Origin of the sequence: Arthrobacter hankyongi (genome assembly GCF_022012395.1) — a bacterium.
Taxonomy (GTDB): domain Bacteria; phylum Actinomycetota; class Actinomycetes; order Actinomycetales; family Micrococcaceae; genus Crystallibacter; species Crystallibacter hankyongi.
The window spans coordinates 1-21,155 of record NZ_JAKLTQ010000018.1 but is presented as its reverse complement, the minus strand read 5'-3'; the positions used below and the strand labels follow the sequence as shown (position 1 = coordinate 21,155).

General features: G+C 67.2%; 22 protein-coding genes and 1 pseudogene. 8 read left to right on the top strand and 15 right to left on the bottom strand.

Annotated features, from left to right (window positions below; all coding sequences use genetic code 11):
- Positions 1-99 precede the first annotated feature (99 nt).
- The 14 genes and pseudogenes from LVY72_RS18570 to LVY72_RS18505 form a co-directional block, all read right to left on the bottom strand.
- Complete coding sequence (locus tag LVY72_RS18570; RefSeq protein WP_237824600.1) at positions 100-618, bottom strand: MBL fold metallo-hydrolase; 519 nt, start codon at positions 616-618, stop codon at positions 100-102.
- A complete protein-coding gene (gene gnd / locus LVY72_RS18565) occupies positions 618-1,538 on the bottom strand; it encodes a phosphogluconate dehydrogenase (NAD(+)-dependent, decarboxylating) (protein WP_237824592.1) in 921 nt (306 codons plus the stop codon). The genes LVY72_RS18570 and gnd overlap by 1 nt, the downstream gene beginning before the upstream one ends.
- 249 nt (positions 1,539-1,787) lie before the next feature.
- A pseudogene (locus LVY72_RS18560) lies at positions 1,788-2,708 on the bottom strand (glucose-6-phosphate dehydrogenase assembly protein OpcA); the annotation flags it as partial.
- A complete protein-coding gene (zwf, locus tag LVY72_RS18555) occupies positions 2,705-4,261 on the bottom strand; it encodes a glucose-6-phosphate dehydrogenase (RefSeq protein ID WP_237824581.1) in 1,557 nt (518 codons plus the stop codon). The gene zwf and the pseudogene LVY72_RS18560, both read right to left, overlap by 4 nt.
- Positions 4,262-5,469: 1,208 nt before the next feature.
- Positions 5,470-5,823 (bottom strand): hypothetical protein, encoded by a 354-nt coding sequence (locus LVY72_RS18550; RefSeq protein WP_237824572.1) that lies wholly within the window; start codon positions 5,821-5,823, stop codon positions 5,470-5,472.
- A gap of 286 nt (positions 5,824-6,109) precedes the next feature.
- Positions 6,110-6,355, bottom strand: coding sequence for a hypothetical protein (locus LVY72_RS18545; protein WP_237824565.1), 246 nt, complete (start codon positions 6,353-6,355; stop codon positions 6,110-6,112).
- A 130-nt stretch (positions 6,356-6,485) separates the two neighbouring features.
- Positions 6,486-7,109 (bottom strand): 3-hexulose-6-phosphate synthase, encoded by a 624-nt coding sequence (gene hxlA / locus LVY72_RS18540; RefSeq protein WP_237824557.1) that lies wholly within the window; start codon positions 7,107-7,109, stop codon positions 6,486-6,488.
- Positions 7,110-7,166: 57 nt separating this feature from the next.
- Positions 7,167-7,766, bottom strand: a complete 600-nt coding sequence (gene hxlB / locus LVY72_RS18535; protein ID WP_237824547.1) for a 6-phospho-3-hexuloisomerase — start codon at positions 7,764-7,766, stop codon at positions 7,167-7,169.
- A 714-nt stretch (positions 7,767-8,480) separates the two neighbouring features.
- Entirely contained in the window at positions 8,481-8,864 is a 384-nt protein-coding gene (locus LVY72_RS18530) for a DUF1622 domain-containing protein (RefSeq protein WP_237824546.1), read from the bottom strand.
- 114 nt (positions 8,865-8,978) lie between these two features.
- A complete protein-coding gene (locus LVY72_RS18525) occupies positions 8,979-9,158 on the bottom strand; it encodes a hypothetical protein (protein ID WP_237824543.1) in 180 nt (59 codons plus the stop codon).
- Between the two features lie 45 nt (positions 9,159-9,203).
- A complete protein-coding gene (locus tag LVY72_RS18520; protein ID WP_237824541.1) occupies positions 9,204-10,430 on the bottom strand; it encodes an MFS transporter in 1,227 nt (408 codons plus the stop codon).
- A gap of 213 nt (positions 10,431-10,643) precedes the next feature.
- The gene (locus LVY72_RS18515; protein WP_237824539.1) at positions 10,644-11,195 is read right to left on the bottom strand and encodes a cysteine hydrolase family protein; all 552 of its coding nucleotides are present in this window, start codon (positions 11,193-11,195) and stop codon (positions 10,644-10,646) included.
- On the bottom strand, positions 11,192-12,625 hold the full coding sequence (locus tag LVY72_RS18510) for a purine-cytosine permease family protein (protein ID WP_237824537.1): 1,434 nt from the start codon (positions 12,623-12,625) through the stop codon (positions 11,192-11,194). The genes LVY72_RS18515 and LVY72_RS18510 overlap by 4 nt, the downstream gene beginning before the upstream one ends.
- Before the next feature lie 99 nt (positions 12,626-12,724).
- Positions 12,725-13,672, bottom strand: coding sequence for a flavin reductase (locus LVY72_RS18505; RefSeq protein ID WP_237824528.1), 948 nt, complete (start codon positions 13,670-13,672; stop codon positions 12,725-12,727).
- A 140-nt stretch (positions 13,673-13,812) separates the two neighbouring features.
- Between LVY72_RS18505 and LVY72_RS18500 the strand changes: the two genes are divergently transcribed.
- From LVY72_RS18500 to LVY72_RS18465, 8 genes are all read left to right on the top strand, one after another.
- Positions 13,813-14,529, top strand: a complete 717-nt coding sequence (locus LVY72_RS18500) for a GntR family transcriptional regulator (RefSeq protein WP_237824520.1) — start codon at positions 13,813-13,815, stop codon at positions 14,527-14,529.
- Positions 14,530-14,663: 134 nt separating this feature from the next.
- The gene (locus tag LVY72_RS18495) at positions 14,664-15,293 is read left to right on the top strand and encodes an amino acid synthesis family protein (RefSeq protein WP_237824518.1); all 630 of its coding nucleotides are present in this window, start codon (positions 14,664-14,666) and stop codon (positions 15,291-15,293) included.
- Positions 15,290-15,841 (top strand): amino acid synthesis family protein, encoded by a 552-nt coding sequence (locus LVY72_RS18490; protein WP_237824516.1) that lies wholly within the window; start codon positions 15,290-15,292, stop codon positions 15,839-15,841. The genes LVY72_RS18495 and LVY72_RS18490 overlap by 4 nt, the downstream gene beginning before the upstream one ends.
- Before the next feature lie 2 nt (positions 15,842-15,843).
- Positions 15,844-16,602, top strand: a complete 759-nt coding sequence (locus LVY72_RS18485; protein ID WP_237824514.1) for an alpha/beta fold hydrolase — start codon at positions 15,844-15,846, stop codon at positions 16,600-16,602.
- Positions 16,595-18,076, top strand: a complete 1,482-nt coding sequence (locus LVY72_RS18480) for an aldehyde dehydrogenase (protein WP_237824506.1) — start codon at positions 16,595-16,597, stop codon at positions 18,074-18,076. Before LVY72_RS18485 ends, LVY72_RS18480 begins: the two co-directional genes overlap by 8 nt.
- A 9-nt stretch (positions 18,077-18,085) precedes the next feature.
- A complete protein-coding gene (locus LVY72_RS18475; RefSeq protein ID WP_237824505.1) occupies positions 18,086-18,328 on the top strand; it encodes a tautomerase family protein in 243 nt (80 codons plus the stop codon).
- Between the two features lie 11 nt (positions 18,329-18,339).
- Positions 18,340-19,407 carry an LLM class flavin-dependent oxidoreductase gene (locus LVY72_RS18470; protein WP_237824503.1) on the top strand — a complete coding sequence of 356 codons (1,068 nt, stop codon included), beginning with the start codon at positions 18,340-18,342 and terminating at the stop codon, positions 19,405-19,407.
- Between the two features lie 63 nt (positions 19,408-19,470).
- Positions 19,471-19,884, top strand: coding sequence for a cupin domain-containing protein (locus LVY72_RS18465; protein ID WP_237824495.1), 414 nt, complete (start codon positions 19,471-19,473; stop codon positions 19,882-19,884).
- Positions 19,885-19,982: 98 nt separating this feature from the next.
- Here LVY72_RS18465 and LVY72_RS18460 read toward each other — a convergent pair whose 3' ends face one another.
- Positions 19,983-21,002, bottom strand: coding sequence for a 1-aminocyclopropane-1-carboxylate deaminase (locus tag LVY72_RS18460; RefSeq protein WP_237824493.1), 1,020 nt, complete (start codon positions 21,000-21,002; stop codon positions 19,983-19,985).
- Between the last annotated feature and the right edge of the window lie 153 nt (positions 21,003-21,155).

Below are 21,155 nucleotides of genomic sequence, written 5' to 3'. Positions count from 1 at the left end.
GCGTCCTGCGTGCTTGATTCGCCGGCAAAGGCGCGCCAGGGGTCCTGGCGCGCCTTTGCCGGACATTCTGTCTATCGGCTGAGCCTGCTTCTGGTCCTGCTACTGCGATATGTTCGCCAGTGTTTCCTGCTCGGCCCCGATGGTGGTGTTGTCGCCGTGGCCGCCGTTGAAGAGCGTGTCGCCGGTGAATACCGTGTCCTCGCCTTCCAGGTAGAAGCAGGTGGAGCCGGGGGAGTGACCGGGCGTGTGGATTGCCCGCAGTGTGGCCCCGCCGACCTGGAACTCGTCGCCGTCGGCATGGTGCCGGTCCGGGCCCGCGTCGGGGTAAACCTGCTCCCAGAGGACCAGGTCCTCTGGGTTCAGGTAAATCGGCGCTTCCACGGCCTTGGCGACTTCGCGGGCAGCACCAATGTGGTCGTTGTGCGCGTGCGTCAGCAGGATTGCCAGGACTTTCCGCCCTCTGACCTGGCCGATGATCGCGGCCGCGTCGTGCGGGGAGTCGATGATCACGCATTCATCGTCGTCGCCCACGATCCAGACGTTGTTGTTTACGTCCCAGGTGCCGCCGTCGAGCGAAAACGTGCCCGAAGTAACCAGGTTCTCGATCCTGACGCCCATCAGGAGGTCACCAGCGATGGGAGGTCAACAACCGAAGCTCCGGGAGCGCGGACAGCATGGCCGCCGAACTGGTTACGCAGGGCCGAGACCATTTTCATGGCAGGGGAGTCGTCCTGGCGCGAAACGAACCTGGCGAAGATGGAGGCGGTAATGGCGGGTGCAGGGACGGCGTTGGCGATGGCTTCTTCCACCGTCCAGCGGCCTTCGCCCGAATCCTCGACGTATCCGGCGATCTGGCTTAGGCCCGGATCTTCTTCAAGCGCCTTGACCATGAGATCGAGCAGCCACGAACGGACGACAGTGCCCTTCTGCCAGGCTTGGAACGTCCCGTGGACATCCTTGATGATGTCTTTGGCTTCGAGCAGTTCGTATCCCTCGGCATAGGCCTGCATCAAGGCGTATTCGACGCCGTTGTGCACCATTTTTGCGTAGTGGCCGGCACCGACGTCGCCGACATGAACGAAGCTTTCTTCCCGCGGACCTTCGGGACGCAGTGCATCGAACAGTGGCATGGCGGCCTGGATGCGGCCCGGCTTTCCCCCGACCATCAATCCATAACCATTGGCCAGACCCCACACACCTCCAGAGACGCCGACGTCGACAAAACCGATGTTCTTCGCGGCGAGCAGTACCTCATGTTTCTGGTCCTCCGTGAACTTGGAGTTCCCGCCGTCGATCACCAGGTCTCCGGCTGCGAGCCTTCCGGACAGTTCCGTGATCACCGCATCCGTGATTTCCCCTGCAGGAACCATCACCCAGATAATCCGCGGTGCCGGAACTGCCGCTACCAACGCTTCGATCGACTCGACGTCCGTCAACTCGGGATTGCGGTCGTAGCCGGTAACCTCGATGCCCGCATTACGCAGGCGCTGGCGCATATTGAAGCCCATTTTCCCAAGTCCAATGAGGCCGATGTGCATAACGTTCACTCTTTCCTGGTTTGATTGAGACTAATGGCATGGTTCTGAACTGAGGCGCTTGCTGCTTTCTGCCTGTTGGTTTGGCAACGGTGCCGGCATCAGCAGGTGAAGGTGACGGTAATTTCATCTCCGGACAAGGTGCCCGCTGCTTTCAAAACCGACCAGTGCACCGTCGTCCGATAGCGCAACAGCGATCGGTGACACACGGTCCCGGTTACGTCCCGGCTCCTCAATGCCGGTCAACGGCATGCGGGTTTCCAGTCTGGAAGTACCAAGGCTGCGAACGGTTTCACCGAAGACCTCATCGGGATCCAGCCGGCGCAGTTCCTCCGCCAGGCAGTCCTGCAGGGTGCGGCGCGGCAGGGAGATCCGCTGCAGCGGCTGCCCGGGTTGAGTCAGCTCAGCAACGGTAAATGCGGGCCGGAACAGCCGGATGTCACCGGAGGCCAGAGACAGCCGGACGCCCCGGATGCCGGTCCCGGCGGTGTCCGTGACGACGGTGACGGGCGCGTCCAAGGTCCGGTTCAGCCAGGCCGCCAACAGGACCGTACTGGGGGAGTCGGAGGCGCCTTCGACGGTGACGGCGGTGACCGGTGAGCAGCTCGCCTGGTCCAGGGCCGTGGCCAGCTGGATCCGCCAGTTAGTCAGGCGGGTCCAAGCCAGATCGGTGTCGCCTGCTTTGTACGTGCGGCGGATATTGTCCAAGGCCGCCTGCGGGTCCGGTTCGTTGGCGGAGTCGGTGATCCGGCGGTGCGCGATGCGGCCAACGGAGGTTTCGGAGGCGTTTTTTGGGGCTGCATGGGGCCACCAGGCCACGATGGGTGCGTCCGGCAGCAGCAGCGCGGCCACGAGGGATTCGCTTTCGTGCGCGAGCTGGCCGTAGCCGCGCAGCACGATGACCTCGGACGCGCCGGCGTCTCCGCCCACGCGGATCTGGGCGTCCAGCCGGTCCGGGGCGTCGGCTCCGGCGTTGGCCAGCACGATGATCCGGCAGGGATGTTCCCGGCTGGCCTCGTTGGCTGCCTCGATGGCTTCTTCCTCGAGCCCGGATTTGGTGACCACCACGAGGGTGAGGACCCGGCTCAAGGCGATCACGCCACCCTGCTCGCGCAGGGCCATGAGCTTTTTGGAAACATTGGAGGTGGTGGTGTCCGGTAGATCTACAATCATGGCCTTCTCCAGGTTCGTCCGTCGCGGGCCAGCAGCTCATCGGCCGAGGCCGGGCCCCAGCTTCCTGGGGCGTAGGGTTCGGGCTGTTCTGTCAGCTGCGCCCAGTATTTTTCGAATGGGTCAAGGATTTTCCAGGACAGCTCCACTTCCTGGTGGCGCGGGAACAGCGGCGGCTCGCCCAGCAGCACGTCCAGGATCAGCCGCTCGTAGGCCTCCGGGCTGGATTCGGTAAAGGCATGGCCGTAGCCGAAGTCCATGGTCACGTCCCGGACCTCCATCTGGGTGCCCGGCACCTTGGAGCCGAACCGGATGGTCGCCCCCTCGTCCGGCTGGACCCGGATCACGACGGCGTTCTGCCCGGCCTCATCGTCCCCATGGTCGCGGAAGAGCAGGTTGGGTGCGCGCTTGAGCACGACGGCGATCTCCGTCACCCGGCGTCCGAGCCGCTTGCCGGCCCGCAGGTAGAACGGCACCCCGGCCCAGCGCCGGGTATGGATGTCCAGACGGATCGCGGCGAACGTTTCGGTGGTGGAATCGGCCGGGATGCCCTCTTCCTCCAGGTAGCCCTTGACCTTTTCCCCGCCCTGCCAGCCGCCGGTGAACTGCCCGCGCGCCGAATGGGTGGACAAATCCTCGGGGAGTTTGACGGCGGCCAGCACCTTCTCCTTCTCGGCCCTCAGGTCCTCGGCGTTGAAGGAGATCGGCTCCTCCATCGCGGTCAGGGCCAGCAGCTGCAGCAGATGGTTCTGGATCACGTCCCGGGCCGCACCGACGCCGTCGTAATACCCGGCCCGCCCGCCGGTGCCGATGTCCTCGGCCATGGTGATCTGCACATGGTCCACGTAATTGGCATTCCACAACGGCTCGAACAGCTGGTTCGCGAAGCGCAGGGCCAGGATGTTCTGCACCGTCTCCTTGCCCAGGTAATGGTCGATGCGGAATACCGCGTCCGCGGGGAACACCGACTCCACGATTTCGTTCAGCTGCCTGGCGGACTCAAGGTCGTGCCCGAACGGCTTCTCGATCACCACCCGCCGCCACTTGTCCCCCTCGGCCTGTGCCAGGCCGTGCTTGGACAGCTGCCGGCAGACCTGCTCGAAGGCCTTGGGCGGAATGGACAGGTAGAAGGCATGGTTGCCCTGGGTGCCGCGCTGTTCGTCCAGTTCGTCGATAATCTGCTTGAGCTGGGCGAAGGCCTGGTCGTCGCCGAATTCGCCCTGCACAAAGCGGATGCCCTGGGAGAGCTGCTCCCACACTTCCTCGCGGAACGGGGTGCGGGCATACTGCATGACCGAGGCCTTGACCTCGGCGGCAAAATCCTCGTCCTCCCAACGTCGCCGGGCGAAGCCGACCAAGGCGAAGCTCGGCGGCAGCAGGCCGCGGTTGGCCAGGTCATACACGGCGGGCATAAGCTTCTTGCGCGAGAGATCCCCGGTGACGCCGAACAGGACCATGGATGACGGGCCCGCTACCCGGGACAGCCGGCGGTCGCGCGGATCCCGGAGCGGATTATTCCCGGACCTCACACTCGCATCAACGTAAGTAACAGACATCGTTGCCTTCTAACTTTCGACCGGCGGTGCGGCCATCGATCGACGGGCGGTGCGGCCGTCCGCCGACGGGTACGAGAGTATCCGCTCGTGGGTTTCCCCAAAGGGGACCGTTCCGCTGAGCGCAAGCGTGTACCGGCCAGGATTATGGCGGGTGACCAGGATGCCAGCAGACCGTTGGGTCATGGCTACCCGCCGGAGCGCGGTCTCTGCATCGTCAAGCAATTCGTAAAGCCGGGTAGGGTCGTTAACGAGGACTTCCAAATGCTCGGTTGTCTGAGTCGGCATGGTGAACAGCTTCCTTTCCCGGGGATTAGGCCAGCGCGGCAACGCCAGTAGCGAAACAATTCAGGGCTGAATGAAATTCACGGTTATCTAGGGTTGCGGTATTCATAAAAGCCTCCGACAGTTTCAGATTCAGGATCTACAACGCTTCCCTCTCAGTGTGGATTGCGTCACTTGCACTGTGCATCGGTGGTCATCACGGATTTCTCCACGGGATCCACTACGGACCCAAAGAATCGAGTCGAGATACCCAGCGGGGCTTTGCCGAAGAATCACTTAATGGCGCCCGGATCGCCGGTTTGGCTGACGATCCTTGTGGTGTGGTGATCAGAGTCAGCAGTTCTACGGTGGGAGCCCGGCAGCGACTGACTTCGTCACCGCGCCGTAGGAGGAGGTCCCGCCACCGCGGCGAGCACGTTTCCGTTCGTATTCCGCTTCACCCAGACGATGGCCCGTCCGCTGGCAGCCGCCGTGCCGGGGAACGATTCGGTTGCCGTGCAGGCACCGGTGGCAGCGTCGACGAGCGCGGAGGTATGGGTCCTGGCATGGGTGTGGACGCCGATACATGGCCGCATTTGTCTGCATTGATGACCACTGCGGGCCTTTCGAGGCAGCTCTCCAGTGAGGTACAGATGGCTTCCTGGCGACCTTCTGCCGGGGCATCGAAGGAGGACCGGCCGAGCCAGCCCCACCGAACGGACAGGTTATTAAGAGACCTGTCCGTGGCCATGACAAACTGCCCACGGCAGGTATTTTCCCGCCGACGGTCAGGTTTCCTGCCCGCATGGTTAGCTTTGGACGCATGGCTGCCGAAGACCGGGGAATGGATCGAGGCCTCCGGGGCCGGATCCGCGCCGACGTCGGCGACAGCCCGCCGGTCGACCGGCACAGCGCCGTTTTGTCCGCGGTCCGGCCGGCGTGCCGACCTACCTGCTCACCGATATGGAGAAAACCCTTGCCGTCCACCATGTTGCCGGGGCGCTGGCGCGGAGATCATGGACCTGGTCAGCACCCGCGAACACCGGGTGACCCGCTGCCCGGATGCGATGCTGTCCGAGGGACAGGGCGCCCCGCACCCGGTGCCGCGCATAGCGTCGCGCCCGGGGCCGGGGACCGGAGAACACGCCGGGAATGATATTCGAAAACGCCCGGACCTTGGTGGCGTCCCGCTTGCCCGGGGAGAGGCGTTCGTCCAGTTCCACGGCATGGACGGCCTGGGCCGTGGCCAAGATCGCCGGCACCGGGCCGGTTGACCAGGCCCGGTACGCGGAGCCGGCCATGGCCGGAGGGCGGCGTTCAGGACAACCGGACGCACCGTCCGGCGTCAGAAGAGCCGTGGGCCAGATCGGCCGCCGGAATAGTGAGCCGTCGAATCCTGCTGGCCGTCCTCATGAATCGAATTAACGCCGATTTGTGCCTGGTCAGCGGAATCCCGCATCGGCATCTTATGCGAAGGAGAGAGCAAAGGCGGCGCATATTGGCATTGTGGCCGAGAAGAGGGCGGGAAGTCCGCGTTTTCCGCCCCCACATCAAGGGGGCGTGCTTACCAATGGGACATGCCGTGCCTTACATCGAATACAGCGTGACGGGATCGTCGCGAACGAAAAGATGACGGCAGCCTATGCCGTTCTCGATGACCCATATCAGTCGGTCGTCGTCGGAACGGTCATCCACATAGGCGGCGTAGAGGAACGAATCGAGGGACCAGACTTCAACGCAGTCCCCCGGCTGGAGGGAAGCCCACTGCCGGACCAGCCGCTGGTCGAGGGTCTTGCGGTTTTCCCTGGACGGTCCCGGTACTTGTTGATGCATGTGTTATTCCTCCAGGCCCAAGCAGGAAAATCCACGAGTGCCGGCTCGCCGAAGTTGCAGGGGCTGGACCCCGGAAGTGGCGCCCCGCGGCCTTGAAGGCTGCAGGACGCCACTTCCGGCAATCGGAGGCCTAGACGATGGCGTCGCGGAGCTCCTTGGCGGCCAGCGCCGGGTCGGCTGCGCTGTAGATGGCACCGCCGGCCACGGCGACGTCGGCGCCGGCCTTCTGCACGTCGGCGATGGTGGCGACCTTCACGCCGCCTGCCACGGAGAACGGAACCCGGGCTTCTGCACCGGCGCGCAGCAGCCCGTTCAGGTCGAAGCCGGGCTTGGCCTGCTCGTCCAGGCCGGCGTGCATCTCGACGAACTTCGCACCCAGCGCGCGGGCTTCCTTGGCACGGGTGACCTTGTCTTCCACCCCGATGAGGTCGACGACGATGCCCTTGTTGTGGGCCTTGGCGGCCTTGACGGCGCCGGCAATGGTGGAGTCGTCGGCGGTGCCGAGCACGGTGATCAGGTCGGCGCCGGCCTTGAAAGCGATGTCGGCTTCGAGTTCTCCGGCGTCCATGGTCTTCATGTCGGCGAAAACGATCTTGTCCGGGTGGGCTTCCTTGATGGCGGTGACGGCGGAGAGCCCGGCGGCCTTGATCAGCGGGGTGCCGAGTTCGAGGATGTCGACGTACTCGGCGACCTTGCCGGCCAGTTCGAGGGCGTCTTCAACCGTGAGGAGGTCCATGGCTACCTGGAGTTTCATGATGTTTCTTCTTTCTGTAGGGATTTCTCTTGGGAACTGCGGTGGATGGGAAAGTGGTTATTCGAGGTTGGCGTGGCGCAGCCACAACTCCTCCGCCGGCTGCGGGTCGTTGTCCCACAGCGACTGGAAGATGGCCTCGGTGGCGAGGAAAAGCACCTGTTCGAACAGGGACCCGGCGTACTGGCGGGAGACGCTGGAGCCATGGTCTGTCTTCTGGGCGGCGGGAATGGTCACCACCGCGTCGGCGAGTCCACCGAGCGGCGAATCCGGGTTGGTGGTGAACGCGGCGATACGCGCTCCGGCCTTTGCCGCTGTTTCCGCTGCCTTGACTACTCCCGAGGTCGTTCCCGATCCGGAGGCCACCAGGAGCAAGTCGCCGGAACTAATCGCGGGAGTGGTGGTGTCACCGGCGACGTGGACGGTCATGCCCAGGTGCATCAGCCTCATCGCGGCCATCCTCAACACCAGGCCGCTGCGGCCGGCACCAGCGACGAACACCCGGCCGGGCTGGTTGAGGTGGCGTGCAACGTCGGCCACCTGCTGCTCGTCGATTTTGGCCGCGGTGCCTGCGATCTCCTCGTTGACGAGGGACAGATTGCGGGCAATGTCATCTGCGGTGCTATGCGCGGTCAGCGTCGCATTTGCTGTCGGATTCACGGTTTTCCCCTTTCGAGTCGGTCCTCGGCCGGTAGCGGCCCAAAGGATGCTTGCCGGTTGATATCCATAATCTCGAAGCAGGGGGATAGGGGTAACACTGTTTTTTGACGGTTCTGCCTACCCTTTAGGATGGGCGGCTGTTCCCGATCCGGTAAATCGTCCGGAAGGGCGCAGCTTCAGGTTGCGACTAAGCGTGTGAAACCCGCCCGAAAAACCGCAGAATCGATTCGCGGGCTTGTGATAACTGAAATGGACGAAATCCGGGCAAAGCGGCTCCACTACAGTTGTCGCGGCCCACGCCAGCCGGGAGCGGGTGTTTCGCAAGTTCCGGGTCGTTGGCTGTCCCAACGGCCGCGGCTGCCCCCACCGCCGGTTAGTCCCGCAGCGGCTGCTGCTCGGCGGCGGTCCAGCCCGTGCCGTCGGTGCTTTCCCGGCACGGCTTCAGTGCGACATCGGCCGTGGAGCGCACCGCATCCCGGGCCTGTTGTTTCCCGTTCGTCGCGCGGAGTCCGGCCGCGAAGCCGAGCCGCAGCGCGGTGATCAGTCCGGTGGCCGGGGAGAGGTGCTGCGCAGTCTGCTCGGTGAGTCCGCGGACCAGGTCCTGGTTGAGTTGGCAGTCCAGGAGCTGCAGGACAGGGGTGGTTGGCGGACCGGTGAACCGGGCCTTGCTGCTCGTCCTCAGGCCGGGTCACGGCTGCTCCTTGGCACAGCGGATCAGCCCGCATCCGGCGGCGCCGGGGCAGGTGCGGCGTCCGGGCGCGGCTGTTTCTGCCAGGGCCAGCGCCCGGTGATTTCCAGTTCGAGGGAGAAACTGAGGAAGGTCCGGATCAGCACGATGATGGCCAGCACAATCACGGATTCGAAGGTGGGAGTGACCGCGACGGTGCGGATGATGTCGGCCGCCACCAGCAGTTCCAGTCCCAGCAGGATCGAGCGGCCCAGCCGCCGGCGGTAGGTTTCATACACCTGGTTCTTCGGCCCACGGAGCGTGCCTGTGACCGCCAGCAGCGAGGCGGCGGCCGCGCCGACAACGATGGCGATGACACCGGCGGCGTCGACCGCCCGGCCGAAGGCCTCCATGACTTCCTGGAATTCCATCTGCCGCGTCCCTTCCGGTTGTGGCGGCACCCCGAAGGCCATCACATGCCATCGGGCGGCACAGGTCAAGGGCAGCCGGCCCGTGCCGGCGCCATCGGCACCGGTACGGGCCGGCTAACCGCGGTACGGGTTCACATCCGGGCCGCCGCGGCGGGCATGGTCATAGCCCTCCTGCCAGGCATCCCGCACGGAGGCCACCAGCCCGGCCAGCAACTCATACGAGGGATGGTCCGGGCCGACGAAGATCATCTCCTCTTCGGCCCGGACCAGCAGGTCCCGGATGCGCTTGTCCATGGTTAATGGTGCCTCCGGATCCGCCGTCCGCGCGCCGCCGCCCGGCTACCGGTGCCCGAAGCTCAGGCCCAGCCGCTTCTCGCTCAGGTACAGGCTCAGCCCGATGCCGAGTACGGCAAAGGTGCAGGTCATCCACCAGGTGGACTGCCAGCCGCCGGTGGTGGTGGCCAGCCAGGCCACCAGCGCCGGCCCGGTGAAGTTGCCGACGTTGAAGATCTGCTGCATCAGGCCCATTGCGGCCGGGGCGGAGCCGCCGGGCGGGGCCAGGTCCACTGCCATCCGGGTCAGCGTGGCCGGAATGACGGCGCCGATTAGGGAGAAGGCGGCGACGCAGGCGAACTGCGCCGCGCTGCCGCCGGGCAGTTGCGTCCAGTCCACCGCGAAGGTGAGCAGCGACGTCGTGCCCATCAGCACGAAGGCCGGGATCAGCAGCCGGCGCGCGGGCACCCCGCGCTGCAGCAGCGGGGCGGTGCCGACGGCGCCGACGGCGTTCAGCCCGCCGACGACGGCGCTGAGGATGCCGGGCCAGATTCCGGCCACACCGTTGTGTTCGTAGACGGTGGGCAGGAAGCCGACCACCGCCATCCACTGGACGGTATAGCAGCCGAAGACGACGCCGGCGATCCACGGCTTGGCGGAGCGGACGGCGACCCCGATGCGCCGGGCGGCCGCGGGCAGGCCGGCCCCGTCCCGGGGCGGATCGGCCGGCACGAACTTCAGCACCAGCGGGATCGGCACCAGCGTGAGGGCCGCCATGAGCCACCACCAGACCTGCCAGCCGGCCACCTGCAGGACCAGGGCGCTGGCCACCAGCCCGGCGAACGTGGCACAGCCCTGGTAGGCGCTCCAGAAGCCCACGGCCGTGTTGACCCGGCGCAGCGGGGTGTTGGCCCGGATCAGTCCCGGCGCCACCACCGTGGTGAGCAGGAAGCCGGCGCCCTCCAGCGCCCGGCAGGCCATGAGCACCCCGGCGTCCGGGGCGAACCCACCGGCCACGGAGCCGGCGACGAGCAGCCAGAGCCCGGCCAGCAGGCAGCGGCGCGCCCCGATGGTCTCGGCGAACAGCGAGACGGCCAGCCCGCCGGCCATGCCGGCCACCTGCACCAGCCCCAGCAGCACCCCGGCCTGGACCAGGGACATGCCCAGTTCGGCCTGGATCTGCGGGATGGCGGCGGGCAGTTTCCAGATGTGCATGGCCGCCGTGATGCCGGCGAGCACGACGACGATCCAGGCCGCGTCGGTCTGCCGGCGCGTCAGGACGGGGGCGGACATGGCTCTCCCTGCACTTTCTGTCGGAAAATTGCGTGTAGTCAGATTATCGGCATACGCACATCCGGTCATGCCCCCACTCGCAACTTGGGCGGGATAGATGCTCTTATCCGGTGTGATAACAGCATCTATCCCGCCCAAGTTTTGTGGGGGTGTGGGGGTGTGGGGGTGTGGGGGTGTGGGGGTGGGGGGTGGGGACAGGATGGGGGTGGGCTTTTAGGCTGCCTGGCGGGCGGCGAGTTCCTGGCTGGTGAGGATCTGGCACATCGGTGCCAGCAGGCCGAGCAGGGACAGGGTCTGGGTTTGGGCCTCGTCGCTGACGGCGGCGCAGGCGTCGGAGACGACCGTGACGAACCGGCCGGCGTCGACGGCGGCGAGCGCCGTGGCCAGCACGCAGCAGTCGGTGGCGACCCCGGCGAGGAGCAGCTCGCCGCCCTCGGGGACCAGGGCGGCCAGTTCCGGTCCCCACTTGCCGAAGGTGGGCTTGTCGATCACGGGTGCCTCCGCCGGGACATCCATGGTGATGTCCCAGTGGTCGGAGCCGGCGGGGAACCGCATCTCGTGCCAGCGGCGGTAGTAGGCGTCCCAGGACCCGGTTTCGGCCTCGTCCCGGACGAACCGGGTGAAGACCGGCGGCTCGCTGGCGGCGGCGGCCAGCCGCTCGATCACCGGGACGATCTGGGCGTAGCGGGGGACCTGCCACTGGCCGGCCTCTTCGAATGCCCGCTGCATGTCGATCACGACGAGCCGGCGCACCGGGGCGGTCACACCGTCTCCTGGCCTGCCGGTGCGGCCACGGCCTTTCCCCGGGCCAGCCGGGGCAGCCGGCGGGTGGCGAAGTAGACGCCGACCGCAATGGCCGCTCCGACGTAGTAGGAGAGGTCGCCGACCTGCGGGAAGGCGGCGGCGATGGGGCCGGTGTAGATCGACGACATCCAGAAGGGGGAGGAAGCTGCGACGCCCACGGCCCAGGCCACGAAGCCCCACTCGAACTTCCGGCTCTTGTCGAAGACCTCGCGCAGGCCCCGGTCGGTGCGCCGGCCGCCGAACAGGTAGTCGCACACGAGGACCGCAACGTACGGGGCGATGCAGTAGGCGGTCAGGTTGAGGAAGGCGGTGAAGCCCTCGTTGAAGCCGCCCTGGCCCCACAGTGCCACCAGGTAGGAGGCGACGCAGATGAAGATGACACCGGTGTGGCGCTTGACCGGCAGGCCCATGGTCTGGATGGAGATCGCGCCGCCGTACACGTTCAGGAAGTTCTGCGTGAAGGAGGACAGCGCCACGATGCCCAGGCCGATGGGTGCCCACGGGCCCATGACGTCCTTGAGGGCGCCGATGCTGTCGCTCGCGGTGGTCACCGACCCGAGGACCGTGCCGAGAATGCCCATCCAGGCCAGGGTGATGAAGTTCCCGAGCATTGTCGCCCAGCCGGCGCCCCGCCGGTTGCCGGGGGTGTTGGGCAGGTAACGGGAGTAGTCCGAGGCGAAGGGCATCCAGGCGACGATGAAGGAGAAGAACCAGCCAAAGAAGATGATCCAGCCGCCGACGCCGTTGAAGCCTTCGGCCGCCGTGTTCGCGGTGTTGACGACGCGTCCGTTGGCTGCCGCGACGATCGTGATGAAGACGAAGCCGACCACCAGGACGAAGGAGAGGATGCGCTGGAGGAAGTGGATCAGGTTGTACCCGATGACGGCCACGCCGAGCTGGATGCCCATGAGGATCAGCGCCGAGAGCCAGAACGGCACATCGGTCAGCAGCGCGATGGCCTGGCCGCCGAGGATGACGGTCACGGCGGCCCAGCCCACGCCGGCGAAGACGTTCACGTAGGCCACCGGGAAGAGGTTGCCGATGAAGCCCAGCGGTCCGCGGCCCTGCATCTGCTGGGGGATGCCCAGCCGGACGCCCATGGCGGACAGGTATCCCATGCCGGCCGCGGAGGTCACCCCGGCGAGCAGGATGGCCAGCACCGCGGCCCAGAAGGGGAGGCCGAAGTAGGCGGCGCTGAAGCCCAGGACCACGATGGGGAAGTTCATGCCGGCGGCGAACCAGAGGAAGAACTGGGAACGCGGCCGGCCGTGGCGTTCGACGTCGGGGATGTGCTCGATGCCGTAGGGCTCGATCTTGGTCAGGCTGTTGCGGTAACCGCGGTCTTCGGCGATGCTGTCTTCGGAGGCGGCACTCATGGTGTCAAAGCTCATTGTTGTCCTAATCTGGGAAGCGCACCTCGGTGCGCTGCTTGAGGGCAGATTGGCCGGTGCGGCCGGGTTCCTGTGCGAGGTGCCGGCCGTGCCGGCGCTTTAGAGCGGGGACAGCTTTTCGCTGTCGTAGAACCGTCCGGCCTTGTAGACCATGGGCTCGGTGTCACTGACCTCAGCGTGCCGGACACGGCAGATGAAGATCGTGTGGGTCTTGGCCTGGAAGCGCTCGCGGATCTCGGCCTCGAGGGCCGCGGACGAGCCGTCGATCAGCGGGCTGCCGTTCGGACCCTGATGCCAGGCGATCTCCGCGAACTTGTCTGCGGATTTCGAGGCGAAGGTGGAAACGGTCCCCTTCTGCTGGTTGCTCAGGATGTTGATGCCCAGGTGGGTTGAGGCGAACAGCGCCGGGTAGGTCGAGGACGTCTTCTGCACGCAGACCATGACCAGCGGCGGTTCGAGCGAGACGGAGGAGTAGGCGTTGACCGCCAGGCCCTTCGGTGCGCCGTTTTCCTGCGTCGTCACGACGGTGACGCCGGTGACGAACTGGCGGTTGAACCCCTTCATGATTTCCGGGTCGGGTTCGCCGGACAAGGTGTCGACGACGACTTCCTCCGGCGCGGGGACGGCCGCATCGCCCAGGGACCTGATGCCCAGGGAGCAAAGCAGTTCGCTGCCGTCCCAGGTGACGGTCTCCCGGGCGATCCTGCCCTCCCGCAGCACGAGAATGTTCGAGCCCCTGGTCTCCACCGGCCGGTTGGTTGGCGGGACCCCGTGGAAGGGGCGGGTGTGGGTGCCCCGCGAAGTCCAGAAGATCGCCGCGGTATCGCCGTCGAGTACGACGTTGTCGATGGTGGTGGTCAGGTCGGGGAAGCCCTCGCGTACGGCCAGGATTTCCTCTTTCAGGTCAGCCAGGCCGGCTTGCTTGCCGCTTGCCTTGCTGATGCGCACGTAGTCCTCGGTGACCAGGGAGTCCAGGGACTGGACCTCTCCGCGGTCCCAAGCGGCTGCCCAGACAGTGGTAATGAACGAGTCTATGGTTTGTTGCATGGTAGAGACTGTAAGACGTATCACAAGGAGAGGTCAATACTTTGGGGAAAAACCCGATCTATTCAGCAAGTTCCGCGCCGTTCAGGCAATTGTGCGGAGCCTCTTGACCTGAGTGATGCATGCAACATAAGCTCTGTTGTATGCAAGAGACGATGAACACCGTTCCCGGCAGGACTACCGAGAAAGCTGCCGGGAAGACGGTCGAGGAAACCGCCCTGCTGGACCGGGTCAGGAAACTGGTCCTCGGCGGGGACTTTCCTCCGGGTGCTCCGTTGTCGGAGGTCTTCCTGGCCCAGGAGTTCGAGGTCAGCCGCACCCCCATCCGGGAGGCGCTGAAGCAGCTGCAGCACGAGGGGCTGGTCGAGATCCGGCCCAAGGTCGGCACCTTCGTGCGGGAACCCACGCGGCGCGAAATCGTGGAGCTGTTCCAGCTCAAGGAAAGCTTCGAGGGCCTGGCGGCATCCCTGCTGGCCCGCCGCGGCTACGTCCCCGAACTGGAAATCCTGGAGCGCAACGTGGCTGAGTCCGAGCGCGCGGCCGAGGACCAGGACGCCGACGGCTACGCCCGGCTGGTCCACGAGTTCCACTGGACCATCATCCGCGGCGCCGACAACCGCAAGCTGGCCGAGCACTACGAGCGGCTGATGAACCAGCTGGCCTACCACCGGCTCGTGGTGCGGACCGTGGAGCATCCGGGCCGCATCCTGGCCTCGACCGGCGAGCACCGGGCCGTGCTGACGATGATCCAGAACAAGGATCCCTTCGGCGCCGAGTCCGCCATGCGCAACCACGTCTATGCATCGTCCAAGGAAGCCCTCAGTGACAACCGTCCGCGCTACGGCGGATCCACCAACTGACTTGCCGCCGGCTGATTTGTCCGGAAGCAACAGGCCTGAAAGGACAACCATGCTTTTTTCGATCGTCCATGGCCTCGGCGCCCCCGGGGACCTGGCCAACCCGGAGCTGTTCTCCGAGAAAGTGATGCCGCATTTTGTTTAGTTCCAACCCCTCACCCGAAGCACGCGCCGCCGGCATCCGCAAGATCGTCTACCTGCAGGAAGAGGTCCTGCTGGAGAACGGCACCGCTCCCGCCGTGCCGGCCCTGAAGGCCACCGCGGCCGCCGTCGTCGCCAATCCCTGGCTGGGCACCGGCCCGGACACCGATCTGTCCGAACAAGCCAAGCTCATCGCCCCGCAGATTGCCCGGGAGCTCACCGGCCGGCTGCTGGCCGGGCTCGGCGGGGCGGAGGCGATCGAGGCCTTCGGCAAGGCCGCCATCGTCGGCACCGCCGGCGAGATCGAGCACGCCGGGGCCCTGATCCACACCCCGTACTTCGGCAACCTGGTCCGCGAATTCCTCGACGGCACCTCGATCATCTGCTTCGCCGACGACCGGGCCGAGGCCGGGCAGCCGCTGGTCGTCCCGCTCTGGCACAAGACGCAGGCCGCCACCCGCAGCCACTACCAGACCGCCACCGCGCGCGTGGCCGACGGGCCGCTGCCGCACGAAATCGTGGTCATCGCCGCGGCCTCGACCGGCCCGAGGCCGCATGCCCGGATCGGCGACCGCACTACCGACCGTCCCGTTACCGCCAAAATCCTCGCAGGAGCAACCGCATGAACGTCCGCAAAATCATCACCCTGGTGGAAGATACCCTGACCGAGGGCGGCCGCGCCGTCGATCCCGCCGCGCGGGTCGCCGTCGTCGCCGCGGTCATCGAGAACCCCTGGCACGGCCAGGGCTTCGTCGAGGACCTCGCCCCCGGCATCGACGCCACCGCCTCCGATCTGGGCAAGCTGCTGGCCCCCCGCGTGGTGGAGGCGCTCGGCGCCCCGGTCGAGGCCTACGGCAAGGCCGCCATCGTGGGCCTGGACGGCGAGGTAGAGCACGGCTCGGCCCTGATCCACACGCTGAAGTTCGGCGACCACTTCCGGATCGCCGCCGAGGCGACCACGCTGCTGCCGGCGGTGGAGAAGCGCGCCGCCGCCGGGACCGTCTTCGACATCCCGCTCAAGCACAAGACGGACGCCACGATCCGTTCCCACCACCAGAGCATCGAGGTGCGCCTGGCCGATGCCCCGCACCCGGGGGAGATCGTCATCGCCCTGGCTGCGGCAGCCCAGGGCCGGCCGCAGCAGCGCCTGGCCTCCCTGTCCACCGAGCAGTAACCGTGGCAGCAACCGCCAAGCTGCCCGTCGTCCTGCTCCACGGCGTCGGACTCGACCACACCATGTGGGACGCGTTCCGTGCCGCGGGGCAGGACAGCCTCGGCCGGCCCGTGGCCGCGCTGGACCTGCCCGGGCACGGGGCGCGGCCGCCGCTGACCGCGCCGGCGGCGCTGGCGGAGCTGGCCGACGACGTCGCCGCCCGGCTGCCCGGGCGCGTCCACCTGGTCGGGTTCTCCCTCGGGGCCCTGATTGCCCAGCACCTGGCCCGGTACCGTCCGGAGCTGGTGGCCAGCCTGACCAGCGTCAGCTCGGTCTGCCGGCGCACCCCGGCCGAGGCCGCCGCCGTCGCTGCCCGCCTGGCCGCGGCGTCGGAAGACTTCCCCGCCAGCGTCGAGGCCTCGATCACCCGCTGGTATCCGGCCGGCAGCACCGTCCCGGACGGGGAGGTGGCCCGCACCCGGTCCGTGCTGCTGGCCAACAATGTGCCGTCCTACCTGCACGCCTACCGTGTGTTCGCCACCGGCGACGCCGAGATCGGGCCGGAGCTGGGCGCCATCGGCGTCCCGTCGCTGGCGGTGACCGGGGAGCTGGACCCGGGCTCGACGCCGGAGATGACCCGGCGCCTGGGCGCCGCGGTTCCCGGCGCGCGCACCGCCGTCGTCCCGGACACCCGCCACATGCTCCCGGTGGAGCGGCCGGCGGAACTGGCGGCCATCATTACCGAATTCATCGACGAAGCGAGCCAAAACTGCCATGACTGACCACTACGAGCACTTCATCGGCGGGGCCTGGGTGCCTCCGGCCGAAGGCGCCTATTTCGAGAGCACCAATCCGGCGACCCTGGAGGTCCTCTACGCCGCCGCCCGCGGGACCCAGCCCGACGTCGACGCCGCGGTGAAAGCGGCGCGCACCGCCTTCGAGGATCCGCGCTGGCGGGACCTGAGCGCCACCCGGCGCGGGCACCTGCTCCGCAAGCTCGGCGACCTGGTCGGCGAGCACGCCGAGGAGCTGGCCCGGGCCGAGACCGAGGACAACGGCAAGCTGCTGCGCGAGATGCGCGGCCAGCTGGCCACCCTGCCGGAATACCTCTACTACTACGCCGGCCTGGCCGACAAGGTTCAGGGCAGCCAGATCCCCACCATGAACCCCGCAATCCTGAACTACACCCAGCGCGAACCGCTGGGCGTGGTCGGGGCGATCACCCCGTGGAATTCGCCGCTGACCCTGACCACCTCCAAGCTGGCTCCGGCCCTGGCCGCCGGCAACACGCTGGTGATCAAGCCCTCCGAATACACCTCGCGCACCGTCCTGCGGCTGGCCGAGCTCGCCGCCGAGGCGGGCTTCCCGGACGGGGTGGTCAACGTGGTCACCGGCTTCGGCGCCGAGGCCGGCGCGGCGCTGGTGGACCACCGGGACCTCGCGAAGATCTCCTTCACCGGCTCCACCGCCACCGGCTCGGCGATCGCCGCCTCCGCCGCCTCGCGCTTTATCGGCTGCACGCTGGAGCTGGGCGGCAAGAGCCCGAACATCGTCTTCGAGGACGCGGACGTCTCCAACGCCGCCATGGGCGTGGTGGCCGGGATCTTCGCCGCCGCCGGTCAGACCTGCATCGCCGGCAGCCGGGTGTTCGCCCACCGCGCCGTCTACGACGAGCTGCTGGAGAAGGTGGCGGCCCGGGCGAAGAGCATCGTCATCGGCGACCCGCGCCAGGACACCACCGAGCTCGGCCCGCTGGCCTTCGCCGCCCAGCAGGAGAAGGTCGGATCCTACGTCGAGCTCGGCGTCTCCGAGGGCGCCACGGTGCTCACCGGCGGCGGCCGGCCGGACATCGACCTGCCCGGCTACTTCTACGCACCCACGGTGCTCACCGGCGTCGACAATTCCATGCGCGTGGTGCGCGAGGAAATCTTCGGTCCGGTCGCTGCCGTGATGCCGTTCGAGACCGAGGAGGAAGTGCTGCGCCTGGCCAACGACACCAGCTACGGCCTGGCCGCCGGTGTCTGGACGCAGAACCTGGCCCGGGCGCACCGGATGGCGCGCCGGCTCGAGGCCGGGACCGTGTGGGTGAACACCTACCGGGCGATGTCCCCGATGTCCCCGCGGCAGGGCTTCAAGAACAGCGGCGTGGGCATCGAGCACGGGCTGGAGTCGATGCACGAGTACACCCGGCTGAAGAGCGTGTGGATCAACACCGACGAAGGCCCGGTGGCGGACCCCTTCGTCATGCGCGGATAGGAAAAGAAGATGCCGCTGATCGACGTCTCGATCGCCGAAGGTCGCACACCCCAGCAGCTGCGGGCCCTGGTCTCGGCGCTGCACCGGGCCGCCGAGGAATCGGTGGGGGCGCTGCCGGAGAACACCACCGTGATCATCCGGGAAGTGCCCGCCACGCACTGGTCCAAGGCGGACCAGACCATCGCCGAGCGCACCGCCGCGCAGGCAACCGAACTTACCCGCGGCCCGTCGATCCAAACCGCCGCAGAATAAAGGAGTCACCAATGCGCTTTTCCCTCTTCGTCCACATGGAGCGCTGGGACGAGAGCGTCTCACATCGCGAATGCTTCGAAAACCTGACGGAACTCGCGCTCATCGCCGAGGCAGGAGGCTTCAGCACCGTCTGGATTGGCGAGCACCACTCGATGGAGTACACCATCTCGCCCAGTCCCATGCCCCAGCTCGCCTACCTCGCAGCCCGCACGTCGACCATCCGCTTGGGGGCCGGAACGATTATCGCGCCCTTCTGGAACCCGATCCGCGTGGCCGGCGAGACAGCGCTGCTGGACGTCATCAGCAACGGCCGGATGGAAGTGGGACTGGCACGGGGCGCCTACCAGTTCGAGTTCGACCGCCTCATGGGCGGCATGTCCGCGGTCGACGGCGGCAAGCACCTGCGCGAAATGGTGCCGGCCGTGCGCGCGCTCTGGGAAGGCGACTATGCGCACGACGGCGAGGTCTGGCAGTTCCCGACGTCGACGAGCGTCCCGAAGCCCCTGCAGAAGCCGACGCCGCCCATGTGGATCGCCGCCCGCGACATTTCCTCGCATGAGTTCGCGGTCGCCAACGGCTGCAACGTGATGGTGACGCCGCTGATGAAGGGCGACGAGGAGGTCGAGGACCTCGCGCGCAAATTCGACACGGCTGTCGCGAACAACCCCGGCATCGACCGCCCGGACCTCATGGTGCTCCGGCACACGCACGTCCACCCCGCCGACGAGCCCGAGGGATGGCGCCGCCCGGCCGAGGGCATCCAAAAGTTCTACCGGACGTTTGATGCCTGGTTTGGCAACAAGACCACGCCGAAGAACGGCTTCCTCGAGCCCAGCCCCGCCGAGAAGTTTGCCGAGCGGCCCGAGTTCACGCCGGAGTCGCTCCACAAGACGGCGATGATCGGAACGCCTGAGGAAATCATCGAGCGCCTGCGCCACTACGAAGCACTCGGCGTCAGCGAGTTCAGCCTCTGGTCCGACAACAGCTTGACCCATGAGGAGAAGAAGCGCTCCCTCGAGCTCTTCATCGAGCATGTCGTGCCGGCGTTCCAGGGGCAGCCCGCGTCTGCGGCACATTGATGTCCGCCGGCCGCTACCCGGCGGATGCTCCTGCTCCCGGAACCCGTTGGTGAGGAGAGACTAATGCTGGAACGGGCCGGTGCCCACGGTTTTTCATACGGGCTGCACGGCGGTCCGCCGATCCGGATGCAGTGGCATTTCTACGGGCAGTCCGAACTGCCGGTGGCCGTGCAGACCTGGGAACTGCCGCCCGGCGGATTCGAAGGGATGCACTCGCACGCCGGGCCCGACGGCGCCCTGGAGGAAATCTACGTGGTCCTCGAGGGCACCGGCCGGATGGAGATCGACGGCGAGACCTTCGAGATCGGGGTGGGAGACTCGGTGCTCGCCCGCCCCGGCACCGCACACGACCTGCGCAATACCGGCGGCGGGGCGCTGAAGGTGCTGACCATCTGGGGACCGCCCGGGCCGGCGGATTTCTCGGGCTTCGGATCGGCCCGGCGGGCGGCCGCGGCCCGGGCCGAAGAAGCCCGGTAGCCGGCCGGCAATAGACGGTGGTGTCCGCCCCCGGGAAGGGCGGGCACCGCCGTCGTCATCCTGCAGGGACCCGGCCGTGTGTGCCGCTGCCTGTCCCCTCAGCGGAACACGCCGCTGTAGGCGTTCAGCGCCAGCTGGCCGCCCAGGTGGGCGAACAGCACGTTGCTGTCCGCCGGGATCTCCCGGCTGGAGACCAGCTCGATCAGGCCGGCCAGGGACTTGCCCTCATAGACCGGGTCCGTGATCATCGCCTCCAGCGAGGCGCCGAGCCGGAGGGCCTCGAGGGTGGAGTCCACCGGGATACCGTACCGATCGCCGGCCCAGCCCTCCAGCACGGTGACCTCGTCCTCGCGCAGCTCCCGCTCCAGGCCGATGAGCTTGGCGGTATTGCAGGCGATCCGGCCCACCTGCTCGCGGGTCTTCTCCAGCGTGGCCGAGGCATCGATCCCGATCACCCGGCGCGGGCGGCCGCCGGCGTCCTCGAGCGCGGCGAAGCCGGCGATCATGCCCGCATGGGTGGAGCCGGTGACGGTGCACACCACGATCGTGTCGAAGAAGACGCCCAGTTCCTTCTCCTGCTGCTCCACCTCGCAGGCCCAGTTGGCGAAGCCAAGGCCGCCGAGCCGGTGGTCCGAGCCCCCGGCGGGGATGGCGTAGGGTCTGCCGCCGGCGGCCTCAACCTCGGCGATGGCATCCTGCCAGGAATCCCGGAAGCCGATGTCGAACCCGGCGGCATCCAGCCGCACGTCGGCACCCATCAGGCGGGAAAGCAGGATGTTGCCCACCCGGTCGCTCAGCGGGTCCGGCCAGTCCACCCAGTTTTCCTGCACCAGGCGGGCCTTCAGCCCCAGCTTCGCGGCCAGCGCGGCGACCTGCCGGGTGTGGTTGGACTGGTATCCGCCGATGGAGACCAGGGTGTCCGCGCCCGAGGCGAGGATCTCGGGAACGAAGTATTCGAGCTTGCGGGTCTTGTTCCCGCCGAAGGCCAGCCCGGAGTTCACGTCCTCGCGCTTGGCCCAGACCTGCGCACCGCCCAGGTGCTTGCTCAGCCGCGGCAGCGGGTGGAGCGGGCTGGGGCCGAAGGTGAGCGGGTGGCGTTCGAAGTCGCTGATGGCCATGGGCGGTCCTGTCTCTGGGTCTGGCACGGGCAAACGCAACTGTATGCAATATATTGCACCGGGCCAAGGGGTGCGTATCGAGACGCCCCGTGCCGCCCCGCCCAGTTTCGGGCCGCCGCCCCCATCTTTATCCTTCAAGCAATGCGCTGGCCT

What these genes read in the sequence shown, in the direction of transcription:
- LVY72_RS18570 (WP_237824600.1), bottom strand. Translation starts at nt 618, where the DNA reads ATGGGCGTCAGGATCGAGAACCTGGTTACTTCGGGCACGTTTTCGCTC.
- gnd (WP_237824592.1), bottom strand. Translation starts at nt 1,538, where the DNA reads ATGCACATCGGCCTCATTGGACTTGGGAAAATGGGCTTCAATATGCGC.
- zwf (WP_237824581.1), bottom strand. Translation starts at nt 4,261, where the DNA reads ATGTCTGTTACTTACGTTGATGCGAGTGTGAGGTCCGGGAATAATCCG.
- LVY72_RS18550 (WP_237824572.1), bottom strand. Translation starts at nt 5,823, where the DNA reads ATGGCCGGCTCCGCGTACCGGGCCTGGTCAACCGGCCCGGTGCCGGCG.
- LVY72_RS18545 (WP_237824565.1), bottom strand. Translation starts at nt 6,355, where the DNA reads ATGCATCAACAAGTACCGGGACCGTCCAGGGAAAACCGCAAGACCCTC.
- hxlA (WP_237824557.1), bottom strand. Translation starts at nt 7,109, where the DNA reads ATGAAACTCCAGGTAGCCATGGACCTCCTCACGGTTGAAGACGCCCTC.
- LVY72_RS18530 (WP_237824546.1), bottom strand. Translation starts at nt 8,864, where the DNA reads ATGGAATTCCAGGAAGTCATGGAGGCCTTCGGCCGGGCGGTCGACGCC.
- LVY72_RS18525 (WP_237824543.1), bottom strand. Translation starts at nt 9,158, where the DNA reads ATGGACAAGCGCATCCGGGACCTGCTGGTCCGGGCCGAAGAGGAGATG.
- LVY72_RS18520 (WP_237824541.1), bottom strand. Translation starts at nt 10,430, where the DNA reads ATGTCCGCCCCCGTCCTGACGCGCCGGCAGACCGACGCGGCCTGGATC.
- LVY72_RS18510 (WP_237824537.1), bottom strand. Translation starts at nt 12,625, where the DNA reads ATGAGCTTTGACACCATGAGTGCCGCCTCCGAAGACAGCATCGCCGAA.
- LVY72_RS18505 (WP_237824528.1), bottom strand. Translation starts at nt 13,672, where the DNA reads ATGCAACAAACCATAGACTCGTTCATTACCACTGTCTGGGCAGCCGCT.
- LVY72_RS18500 (WP_237824520.1), top strand. Translation starts at nt 13,813, where the DNA reads ATGCAAGAGACGATGAACACCGTTCCCGGCAGGACTACCGAGAAAGCT.
- LVY72_RS18490 (WP_237824516.1), top strand. Translation starts at nt 15,290, where the DNA reads ATGAACGTCCGCAAAATCATCACCCTGGTGGAAGATACCCTGACCGAG.
- LVY72_RS18480 (WP_237824506.1), top strand. Translation starts at nt 16,595, where the DNA reads ATGACTGACCACTACGAGCACTTCATCGGCGGGGCCTGGGTGCCTCCG.
- LVY72_RS18475 (WP_237824505.1), top strand. Translation starts at nt 18,086, where the DNA reads ATGCCGCTGATCGACGTCTCGATCGCCGAAGGTCGCACACCCCAGCAG.
- LVY72_RS18470 (WP_237824503.1), top strand. Translation starts at nt 18,340, where the DNA reads ATGCGCTTTTCCCTCTTCGTCCACATGGAGCGCTGGGACGAGAGCGTC.
- LVY72_RS18465 (WP_237824495.1), top strand. Translation starts at nt 19,471, where the DNA reads ATGCTGGAACGGGCCGGTGCCCACGGTTTTTCATACGGGCTGCACGGC.
- LVY72_RS18460 (WP_237824493.1), bottom strand. Translation starts at nt 21,002, where the DNA reads ATGGCCATCAGCGACTTCGAACGCCACCCGCTCACCTTCGGCCCCAGC.